General features: G+C 70.1%; 10 protein-coding genes, 5 tRNA genes, 1 rRNA gene and 1 pseudogene. 7 read left to right on the plus strand and 10 right to left on the minus strand.

What is annotated here, in order from left to right:
• A 5S ribosomal RNA gene (gene rrf / locus ABD481_RS45935) occupies positions 1–75 on the plus strand; the annotation flags it as partial.
• A 110-nt stretch (positions 76–185) separates the two neighbouring features.
• On the opposite strand, the gene ABD481_RS45940 is transcribed toward rrf, so the two are convergent.
• The 9 genes from ABD481_RS45940 to ABD481_RS45980 form a co-directional block, all read right to left on the minus strand.
• Complete coding sequence (locus ABD481_RS45940) at positions 186–656, minus strand: hypothetical protein (protein WP_344672257.1); 471 nt, start codon at positions 654–656, stop codon at positions 186–188.
• 124 nt (positions 657–780) lie between these two features.
• A tRNA-Ala gene (locus ABD481_RS45945) sits at positions 781–854 on the minus strand.
• Positions 855–913: 59 nt separating this feature from the next.
• On the minus strand, positions 914–1,822 hold the full coding sequence (locus tag ABD481_RS45950; protein WP_344672258.1) for a hypothetical protein: 909 nt from the start codon (positions 1,820–1,822) through the stop codon (positions 914–916).
• Positions 1,823–1,970: 148 nt separating this feature from the next.
• The gene (locus tag ABD481_RS45955; RefSeq protein WP_344672259.1) at positions 1,971–2,744 is read right to left on the minus strand and encodes a GNAT family N-acetyltransferase; all 774 of its coding nucleotides are present in this window, start codon (positions 2,742–2,744) and stop codon (positions 1,971–1,973) included.
• Between the two features lie 53 nt (positions 2,745–2,797).
• On the minus strand, positions 2,798–3,268 hold the full coding sequence (locus ABD481_RS45960; RefSeq protein ID WP_344672260.1) for a MogA/MoaB family molybdenum cofactor biosynthesis protein: 471 nt from the start codon (positions 3,266–3,268) through the stop codon (positions 2,798–2,800).
• A gap of 114 nt (positions 3,269–3,382) precedes the next feature.
• Positions 3,383–3,456: transfer RNA gene (locus ABD481_RS45965), tRNA-Phe, on the minus strand.
• Between the two features lie 136 nt (positions 3,457–3,592).
• Entirely contained in the window at positions 3,593–3,994 is a 402-nt protein-coding gene (locus ABD481_RS45970; protein WP_344672261.1) for a YccF domain-containing protein, read from the minus strand.
• A gap of 156 nt (positions 3,995–4,150) precedes the next feature.
• A tRNA-Asp gene (locus ABD481_RS45975) sits at positions 4,151–4,225 on the minus strand.
• Positions 4,226–4,362: 137 nt separating this feature from the next.
• Positions 4,363–4,435 (minus strand) — tRNA-Glu (locus ABD481_RS45980).
• A 129-nt stretch (positions 4,436–4,564) separates the two neighbouring features.
• Between ABD481_RS45980 and ABD481_RS45985 the strand changes: the two genes are divergently transcribed.
• From ABD481_RS45985 to ABD481_RS46010, 6 genes are all read left to right on the plus strand, one after another.
• Positions 4,565–5,485, plus strand: coding sequence for a cation diffusion facilitator family transporter (locus ABD481_RS45985; RefSeq protein WP_344672262.1), 921 nt, complete (start codon positions 4,565–4,567; stop codon positions 5,483–5,485).
• Between the two features lie 159 nt (positions 5,486–5,644).
• Positions 5,645–5,717 (plus strand) — tRNA-Lys (locus ABD481_RS45990).
• A gap of 210 nt (positions 5,718–5,927) precedes the next feature.
• Positions 5,928–6,218, plus strand: a complete 291-nt coding sequence (locus tag ABD481_RS45995; protein ID WP_344672263.1) for a GlsB/YeaQ/YmgE family stress response membrane protein — start codon at positions 5,928–5,930, stop codon at positions 6,216–6,218.
• Between the two features lie 94 nt (positions 6,219–6,312).
• Positions 6,313–7,026: a GAF and ANTAR domain-containing protein gene (locus ABD481_RS46000; RefSeq protein ID WP_344672264.1), complete on the plus strand. Its 714-nt coding sequence runs from the start codon at positions 6,313–6,315 to the stop codon at positions 7,024–7,026.
• A gap of 92 nt (positions 7,027–7,118) precedes the next feature.
• Positions 7,119–7,850 carry a GAF and ANTAR domain-containing protein gene (locus tag ABD481_RS46005; RefSeq protein ID WP_344672265.1) on the plus strand — a complete coding sequence of 244 codons (732 nt, stop codon included), beginning with the start codon at positions 7,119–7,121 and terminating at the stop codon, positions 7,848–7,850.
• A gap of 43 nt (positions 7,851–7,893) precedes the next feature.
• Positions 7,894–9,711 carry an APC family permease gene (locus ABD481_RS46010; protein ID WP_425559434.1) on the plus strand — a complete coding sequence of 606 codons (1,818 nt, stop codon included), beginning with the start codon at positions 7,894–7,896 and terminating at the stop codon, positions 9,709–9,711.
• Positions 9,712–9,832: 121 nt separating this feature from the next.
• On the opposite strand, the pseudogene ABD481_RS46015 reads toward ABD481_RS46010, so the two are convergent.
• Positions 9,833–10,062 (minus strand): annotated as a pseudogene (locus ABD481_RS46015) (F0F1 ATP synthase subunit alpha); the annotation flags it as partial.

Genomic DNA, 10,062 nt, shown 5'->3' on the forward strand with positions numbered 1-10,062 from the left:
AACCCGGAAGCTAAGCCCGCCAGCGCCGATGGTACTGCCAGGGGGACCTGGTGGGAGAGTAGGACGCGGCCGGACTAACTTTGCACTCAGGCCCCGAACCGTATGGTTCGGGGCCTGAGTCGTTTTCAGGACTCTGTATCCAGAGCTCTGTGTATCCAGAGCTCGTTTATCCAGCTCTGTGCGACTCAGTCTTCCAAGGGCTCGTGCTCGCTCACGTAGTTGGTCTCCCAGGTCTGCCCTTTGTCGAACGAGAACGCCTGCTCCCAGCGCGGTCGTCCGGTGTCCAGGGCGGTCCACTGGTGCCGGACCAACCCGGGCCGGCCGCCGAGCTCCTCCTCGCAGATGAACACCCCGCGGCCGTCCTCGAACCGGCCCTCGTCAGCGGGGCCCATGTAGCCCGGCGCACGGGTCGAGACGTACCAGACCCGCCACAGGTCCTGTTCGGCGTCGTGGAGGCGTACGGTGACCGCCTGGAGGGGCGGTTCGGTGCCCAGAGTGGTGGTCTCCACGTTACCGGCGCCGCCGAAGGCCGGTCGGACCTCGGTGACGCCGTCGAGCTCGACCCACTCGGTGCAGGTCGGGTCGAAGACGTCGCGCAGCTTGCGGGTCCGCATGCGCCAGCGTCCGTGGAAGAAGTCGAAATCTTTGTCCGCCATGACGCCGACGGTAGGCCGGGGTCGCTGACACCCTCTGTCAGTGGTATCCGAGGAGATTCGAGGGAGAGTGCCTCGATCGGCGAAACAAAAAGTCCCGATCGGTGATCCGATCGGGACTTCGTTGTGGACCTGAGGAGATTTGAACTCCTGACCCCCTCGATGCGAACGAGGTGCGCTACCAGACTGCGCCACAGGCCCTCTAACGAGTCAGAAATCTATCACATCGGCCAGGCCGTTCCGAAACCGGTTTTCCGCCGCTAGCCGTTGGCGGCCCTGCGGTACTCCTGCGGAGCCGCGACCGGACGCCACACCGAGCCGTCGGGCTCGGTGACCGCCGGCACCGCCTCGGGGGCGGCCGGCACCCGCGGCCCGGCCGGCGTGCGGTCCTGGCGCTGCCGCTCCCGGTCCCGGCGCCGCTCGGCGGCCAGGACGGCCTGCCGGCGGCGGTAGCGCTCGCGGGTCCGCTGCTTCTCGTCGCGGCGGATGTAGACGATGTAGCCGGAGAACAAGGCGGCCGGGGCGGCCATGGCCCAGCTGTACGACAGGCCCATGACGGCGCTGACGAGCGCGCCGAAGGTGGCCAGCGTGAACAGGAAGGCGACGACCCGGCGGCGGCGCATCAGCAGCACGTTGCGGCGGCGGGCCGCCGTGGCCGCGGGGGACGGCTTCGCGGTCGGACGGCTGTGGTGGTGCGGCAGGTGCGCCGTGACGGTGGTGCGCGCCTGGGCGGCCGGGGACGGCTTGGCCTTCGGGAGGGACGGCGTCGCGGAACGGCCGTCGCGGTCCTCGGAGGACTGCGGGGTGTCCTGCGGATTGTTTTGCGCAGTGCTCTGCGCGGCTGTGACAGCCGGAGTCGCGCCCGGCGCGGCCTTGCGGGGCCGCTTGGCCGGAGTGGCGATCGGCGCCGGTGCCGGGGTCTGCGTCCCCGAGCGGTCGTCGCCCGCGCGCGGCGGCGGGGCGCCGTCGGTCCCGGTGGCGGCCAGCGCCTCCTCGGCGAGCACCTTCTTCTCAAAGCGCTCACTGCGTCCCAGGGTGCGGATGGCGGCGGCGTACCGCGCCTTTTCCCGCGCCTCGTTCAGTTGTTCTTCCCTGCGCAGCCACACTGGGACGAGGTACACGGCCCAGGCGCCGACGATTCCCGCGTAGATGAGGCCGCTGCTGCTCACATTCAGCACAGTAGAGGGGCCGACGATCATCAAGGCGCATTCTGTCGGCGTGTCGTTGAGGTTGTGACGAGACTGTTGTGACAGAAGGGGCCAGTGGATCACTCTAAGGTGTCCGCTGTTCCCCCATAAGCATGCTCTATCCCAAATGTCACCCGCTCGGAGCAGCGCGACTCCTCGAACGAGTGACGTGCCACCGGGTCAGCAGCCCCTCGGGGACGTCCTCGGCGGTCAGGGCGAACGTCTCATGATCCCGCCACCCGCCGTCGATGTGCAGGTAAGCGCGCCGCAGCCCCTCCGGCCGGAATCCGAGCTTGTGCACGACCCGCAGGCTCGCGGCGTTCTCCGGGCGGATGCACACCTCCACCCGGTGCAATGCGGCCGGCCCGAAGCAGTGGTCGACGGCCAGCGCCACCGCCGTCGGCGTGACCCCACGCCCGGCGACGGCCTCGTCGACCCAGTACCCGATGTTCGCCGACCGCAGCGAGCCCCACGTGATGCTGGAGACGGTGAGCTGGCCGACGAGGCGGTGGACGGGCTTGGCGGGGCGCCGCGGCCGCCGTCCGGGCTCCGCGGGGCCGGCGCCGGTGCCGGTGCCGACCGGACCGTCCCCGGCGGGGTGTTCGGCCCCGTGTTCGGCTGCGTGCCCGGTCCCGTACCCGGTCCCGTGCTCGCCGACCCGCCCGCGTATCCGCTCGGTGGCCTCCGAGCCGTCGACCGGCTCGGCGTACTCGATGGCGAACGGCAGCATCCGCCCGGCCAGCGCCTCGGCCCGCAGGCGCCGCACCATCTGTCGGAACGTGATGCGCCCGCCGGTGTCGCCGGGCGGCACCGTGGCCTCCCACCGCGCCAGCCAGCTCCGGTTCCGGTCCTTCAACTCCCGCCACGCCGGCGCGTCCGACAGCGCCAGCGGCCGCAGCCGCACCGGTCCGTCGCTCAGGACCGCCGGCCAAGCGGCCCCCCACCCGGCGGGGCGGTTCAGTGGTCGCCCCCCTGCAACTGGCTCAGCGCGTGCGCGAGCCAGCGCTCGATGACGGCGAGCCCGTCCCGCACCCCGCCGGGCGACCCCGGCAGATTGATGATCAGCGTCCGCCCGGCGACCCCGGCCGTGGCCCGCGACAACGCGGCCGCCGGCACCTTCGCCAGTCCCTCCAGCCGGATCGCCTCGGAGATGCCCGGCACCTCGTAGTCCAGCACCCGCCGCGTCATGTCCGGCGTCCGATCCGTCGGCGAGATCCCGGTCCCGCCGGTGGTGACGATGACGTCGTAGCCGACCGACAGCATCCGCCGCAGCACCACCTCGACCGGCGGCCCGTCCGGCACCACCTCCGGCCCGGAGACCGCCAGCCCCATCCCGGTCAACCGCTCGACGATGATCGGCCCGGTGGTGTCCTGGTACACCCCACTCGACGCGCGGTTCGACACCGTCACCACCATCGCCCGCCGCATGCGCACACCCCCACGTTGAGTTCGGTCGCCAAGGGTACTCATTTTCCTGCCGGGCCGCCCGGAAACGAAAGAACCCCGCCGGTCGCCCGACGGGGTTCGAATTCGTGTTTCCAGTGGCCAGGGCCGGGGTCGAACCGGCGACCTTCCGCTTTTCAGGCGGACGCTCGTACCAACTGAGCTACCTGGCCCCACTTGTTATGTGCCCGGTCGCCCGAACACCTGGAACAGCATACCGGATGGCGGGGGGTGCCTCCCACCGGCTTCTGCGAGACGGTGGGAGGGGCGGGGGAACGACGGGGCGGGGTGGGGCGGGCCGCCGCCGGCTCAGCGGTAGCCGTACCGGTACATGGGGTCGTCGGTGGAGACGATGTCCTTGCCGAGCGGGGCGAGCGAGATCGGGATCATCTTGAAGTTCGCGATCCCGAACGGGATGCCGATGATCGTGAGGCAGAGCAGGATGCCGGTCATGGCGTGGCCGATGGCCAGCCAGATGCCGGCGACGATGAACCAGATGATGTTGCCGAGGAAGGAGAAGGCGCCGGAGGTGGGCTTGGAGACCACGGTGCGGCCGAAGGGCCACAGGGCGAAGCCCGCTATCCGGAAGGAGGCGATGCCGAAGGGGATGGTGATGATCAGGACGCAGCAGATGATGCCGGCCACGACGTAGCCGAGCGCCATCCAGAATCCGGACAGCACCAGCCAGATGATGTTCAGGATGAAGCGCATGGCTCCCCGTTTCCCTCGATGCGGGCCTTCGAAAAGTGAACGACCGAGGCGATCATGCCGTTCCGGGGGCTGGGCCGAACAGCTACGGAAGTCGCGAGATCGGGGGCATTCGCCCGAGCAAAGCAGAAAAGCCGCCTTGCGGCGGCTTCTCGGATGCGGTCCCGACGGGATTTGAACCCGCGACCTTCACCTTGACAGGGTGACGAGCACTCCTAGCTGCTCCACGGGACCTTGTGTACTTGTCCTGCCTGTACTGCTTCTATCTGTCCTGCCATCGCTTCCCCGGTTTGGCCCGGTTCCCGATCGCTTGGTAGAGCATATCGGATTACCGCCGCGGTGCCTAACCGCTTTGCCTTGCTGGATCTGCGTACCCCCAACGGGATTCGAACCCGTGTTACCGCCTTGAAAGGGCGGCGTCCTAGGCCTCTAGACGATGGGGGCTGGTCTGCCCTCAACGTCCATCCGTCCGTCGGGGACGAGTTGAAGCATAGAGCACGATCAGGCGGGAGCCAAAATGGTTACCCGAGAGGTACCCTGGGGGGGTAACCGGGACGACGGCGAGGTGAGCTGATGGGCGCGGGACACGACCACGGCACGCTCGGGGCCTCCGCCGGGTCCCGGCACGCGGCGCGGCTGCGAGTGGTGGTCGCCACCTCGGCGGCGATCCTCCTGCTGCAGATCGTCGGCGGCGTGCTGTCCCACTCCCTGGCGCTGCTCGCCGACGCCGGCCACACCGCCACCGACGTCTTCGGCGTCGCCATGGCCCTGGTCGCGATCCGCTACGCGGCCCGCCCGGCCGACCCGGAACGCACGTTCGGGTACTACCGCCTGGAGATCCTCGCCGCCGCGGCCAACGCCATACTGCTGTTCGCCGTCGCCGTGTGGGTGACCTACAAGGCCGTGCTCCGCTTCGACGAGCCGGTCGAGGTGGCCGGCGGCACCATGCTCGTCATCGCCGCCATCGGCCTGGCCGTGAACCTCGGCGGCCTGCTCCTGCTGCGCCGCGGCAAGGACGAGAGCCTCAACATCCGCGGCGCCTACATGGAGGTCCTGGCCGACATGCTCGGCTCGGTGGCGGTCGTCGTCGCCGCGCTCCTGATCCGCCTCACCGCCTGGCCCGGCTGGGACCCCCTGGCCTCGATCCTGATCGGCGCCATGATCCTGCCCCGCACCTGGCTCCTGCTCCGCGAGGCCGTCAACGTGCTGCTGGAAGGCACCCCCAAGGGTATCGACCTGTCCGACGTCCGCCGCCACCTGCGCGCCACCGACGGCGTCACCGACGTCCACGACCTGCACGCCTGGACCATCACCTCCGGCCTACCGGTCCTGTCCGCCCACATCGTGGTCGAACCCCGCGTCCTCGACGGCGAACGCACCGGCACCACCCTGAACACCCTGCGCGAATGCCTGCACGGCCACTTCGACGTCGAGCACTCGACCTTCCAACTCGAACCAGTGGGCTACCGCGAATCGGACGGCGTCTGCGTGTAAGCCGGGCCCCGGGCCAGCGGCCCCCGGCCGCCCGCACCCTCGCGCCCGGACACTCACACTCGAACGCGCTTGTGTTCGAGTAGTGGACAGCGGCGTAACCGGTTCTGCTAACGACGACCGACCCGCTACCCTGGTACGCGACACACGCCTGGCGTGTGCGGGGCGCTAGCTCAACTGGCAGAGTAGCGGGCTTTTAACCCGTGGGTTGTGGGTTCGAGTCCCACGCGCCCTACAAGATCGACAACAGGTCGGGCCATCGGCCCCACCCGCGCAACGCGGCGTGCGGCCAAGCCTCCGGCCTCCCGGCCCCGGCCCCGGCCTCCCCACCACACCCTCTCCGGTTTGGAATCGGTGTCCCGGGTACCCGGGACCCGACATCGGCCAACGGCCCGGCCCGCGCTCGCGGGTCTCACGGGCGGCCGGCAGAAGTAGGTGCTTTCACATGGGCGTCATTGCCTGGATCGTGCTCGGCTTGGTCGTCGGTCTGATCGCCGACCGGATCATGAACAGCTCGCACGGGGTCGTCGTCACGACCCTGATCGGCATCGCCGGGGCGCTGCTCGGCGGGTGGGTGGCCTCGCGGGTCTTCCACGTCACCAATCTGCAGGGCTTCTTCAACATCTCCACGTGGATCACCGCGCTGTGCGGAGCCGTCGCGCTGCTGTTCGTCGTGGACCTGGCGACCGGCCATCGGGGCATCGGTTCGTCCCGCCGGCGGAGCCTGCGCCACTGATTCGGCGCGGTAGCCCTCGGGGCCGGTGGGCGAGGGCTACCGTTGTCGAAGTCCGGGGACGTTCGGTGCACAGCGGGAAGGCGGTGCCGACGTGGTGAGCGACCGGATGGCGATGGTTCTGGCGCAGCTGAACCGCGGTTCGGCCGACGGTGCCGACGGCCTGGCGCATCTGGCCTCCGCGACGGTGGCCGTGATCGTGGGCGCCGACGGCATCTGTGCCGGGCTCGGTACCGGGGCCGCCGGGAAGGTGCTGGTCTGGGGCGGTGAGCCGGTCAGCACCGGGCTGGAGGACCTGCAGTTCACGCTCGGCGAGGGGCCCAGCCGGGAGGTCGCGGCGGCCGGGATCCCGGTTCTGGCCTCGGATCTGGCCGGCGACCTGGTCCGCTGGCCGGCGTTCGCCCCGGCCGCGATGGACCTCGGGGCCCGCGCGGTGTTCGTGTTCCCGCTGCGGATCGGGGTGATCGCCGTCGGCACGATGCTCGTGCACCGGACCGTCCCCGGCCCCCTGACCCCCGGCCAGCTCACGGACGCGCTCGCGCTGGCCGACGCGGTCACGCTCGCGCTGCTGGACCGGCAGTGGCCCCCGCCCGACGGCGCGGACCAGCCCTGCCCCGGCTGGGCCCAGCCGGTGACCTATCGCGCCGAGGTGCACCAGGCGACCGGGATGATCAGCGTGCAGCTCGGGGTGAGCCTGGCCGAGGCCCTGGTCCGGCTCCGGGCCCACGCCTGGGCCGCCGATCGCCTGCTCGCCGACGTGGCCGCCGACGTGGTGGCCCGCCGACTGCGCTTCGACGAGCCGGAGCGGTGATGGCGTCCGACGGTGCGAGCCCTGATCGCGTCCGCGAACCCGAAGACAAGGTCAGCAAGGTCAGCAAGGTCAGCAAGGTCTACTTTGGAGGAATGAGCGTGACCCGTGAACGACAGCTCGTCGAGACGTTCGTCGAGGTCGCCGACACCCTCGTCGACGACTTCGACGTCATCGACTTCCTGCTCACCCTTGCCGAGCGCTGCGTGCAGCTCCTGGACGTGGACGCCGCCGGCATCATGCTCATCGACCAGCGCGGGCACCTGCACGCCGCGGCGGCCTCCACCGAGAACGCCCGCCTGGTGGAGCTGTTCGAGCTGCAGACCGACGCCGGTCCCTGCGTCGACTGCTGCCGCAGCGGCGAGCCCGTGATCAACGCGGATCTGGACGCCAACGCCGAGCGCTGGCCGCAGTTCGCCGAGGCCGCGCGGCGCTCGGGGTTCGTGGCGGTGCACGCCCTGCCGCTGCGCCTGCGGCAGACGATCATCGGGGCCCTGAACCTGTTCAGCACCGAGAACCGCGTGCTGGCCGACGACGACGTCCGCGTCGGCCAGGCGCTGGGCGACGTGGCGACCATCGGGATCCTGGCCCAGCGCGGCCTGTACCAGGCCGACCTGCTCGCCGCGCAGCTGCAAAGCGCCTTGAACAGCCGCATCGTCATCGAGCAGGCGAAGGGCGTGCTGGCCGAACGCCGCGGCATCAGTGTCGACGAGGCGTTCGAGCTTCTGCGCGGCCATGCCCGCCGTCGCAACCTGCGCTTGTCCGACGTGGCGCGGGAAGTCGCCGAAGGGACGACGTCCGCTTCCGATCTGCTGGGCGCGCCGTAACGGCGGTCCCTGACAGCCCGGTCGTCGACAGCAGGGATCCGCCATGGGTTACGGGGCAGCCCCGAGAAAAGTCGTGCCGCGCGTTCCGCTTCGACACGGCGAGGGTAAAAAGGATCATCTGACAAGCTTCGGCGGCTTGGCCGCGTTGTCCCTGGACGCGCTGAGCTCGGTGGCGTACGGCCCCGAAGCCATGCTCCTGGTCCTGGCGACGGCGGGCACGGCGGCGCTCCGCTTGACGCTGCCGGTCACCCTGGCCATCACCGGACTGCTGGCGGTGCTGGTCGTCTCCTACTGCCAGGTCATCGCGGTGCACCCGGACGGCGGCGGCGCCTACGCGGTGGGCAAGAAGGATCTGGGCGCCACCGTCAGTTTGCTGGCCGCGGCGAGCCTGGTGGTCGACTACGTCCTGACCGTCGCGGTGAGCCTGGCCGCCGGCGCGGCGAGCCTGGCCTCGGTGTTCCCGTCTCTGGCCGCGCACATCCTCGGCCTGGCCCTGCTCGGGCTCGTCGTGATCGCGGGCGTCAACCTGTGGGGTGTCGCCGAGAGCGCCCGCGTCTTCATGCTGCCGATGCTGCTGTTCCTCGGAGCGGTCTTCGCGGTGATCGGCGTCGGACTCACCCGATCGCATCCGGTGGCGGTCGTGGGCACGGCCGTGCCGGTCCACGCGGCGGAGGCGCTGAGCCTGCTGCTGGTCCTGAAGGCCTTCGCCGCCGGCTGCTCGGCCCTGACCGGGATCGAGGCCATCGCCAACGGGGTCCCGACCTTCCGCGAGCCGCGGGCCAGGCGGGCTCAGCGCACCGAGTTGATGCTCGGCGCTTTGCTGGCGACGATGCTGGTCGGACTGTCGGTCCTGATCCACCGGCAGCACGTGGCCCCGCGCGGTGGCGTCACAGTGTTGGCGCAGCTCACCGCGGGCTCGTTCGGGACCGGCTGGGTCTACTACGCGACCAACATTATTGTCACGCTGATCCTGGCCTTGGCCGCGAACACCAGCTTCGGCGGACTGCCGGTGCTGATGAGCCTGCTGTCGCGGGACGACCGTCTGCCTCATCTCTTCGGGCTGCGGGCCGAGCGTCCGGTGTACCGGTACGGCGTGGTCGCCCTGGCGCTACTAGCCGGGCTGCTCCTGACCGCCGTGCACGCGGCCACCGACCGGCTGATCCCGCTCTATGCGATCGGGGTGTTCATCGGGTTCACGATCAGCCAGACCGGGCTGGTCCGGCACTGGTACGGCGAGCGTCCGCCGCGCTGGCGGTTGCGCGCTGCGCTCAACGGCACCGGTGCCGCCCTGACCGCGGTCGCGGCGATGGTGTTCGTCGCGACCAAGTTCGCCGCCGGGGCGTGGGTCGTGGTGGTGGCCGTGCCGGCGCTGATGCTGCTGTTCGCCCGGATCCAGAACTACTACACGCTGGTCGGCCGCGAACTGGACCTGTCCGGGCCGCCGACGGTGCCGACCCCGGCCAGGAGCTTGGTGATCGTGCCGGTCGGAAGCATCAGCAAACTGACCGAGCACGCCCTGCTCGCTGCCCGGTCCCTGGCCGACGACGTGGTCGCCGTCAGCGTCTGGCCGGACACCGAGGAGTGCTCGCGGTTCCGCACCGCCTGGGAGCGTTGGAATCCGGGCGTGCGGCTCGACACGTTGGAGAGTCCGCACCGGTCGCTGGTCCACCCGATGGTCGGCTATGTCCGCCGGGCGGCACAGGGGAATCGGCAGATCGCGGTGCTGATCGTGGAGGTTCAGCCCCGCCGGTGGCGGTACCGGATTCTGCAGAATCAGCGTGGTCTGCTGCTGGCGGCGGTGTTGCGGGCCAGTACTGATGTTGTCATCTGCACTATTCCTTACCGGCTCACCACGCGGTAGCGGGCAGACCGCGCGCTAGCTGGCTGGCCACGCGCTAGCTGCCTGATCCTGCGGTAGCTGGCTGACCATGCGGTAGCTGCCTGACCCTGCGGTAGCAGGCAGCCCGCGCGGTAGCCGGCCGTCATCGTGCCTTGACGTGCTTGGTGATGCGTGTCTGGCCGACTTCCTCCTTATCGAGGGCCTCGACCTTGTCCTGGTCGGCGAGTAGGGTGCCGTCGCCGAGTTCGAAGCTGCGCTTGAAGGTCGCGACGGCGTCCTTGAACGCCACCACCGTGTCATCGGCCAGCTGACCGGTCTCACGGATACTGGCCAGCACACCGGCATGATCGGTCTTCAGGAAGGAGATGAACT

It is taken from the genome of Catenulispora yoronensis (genome assembly GCF_039531695.1).
GTDB lineage: Bacteria > Actinomycetota > Actinomycetes > Streptomycetales > Catenulisporaceae > Catenulispora > Catenulispora yoronensis.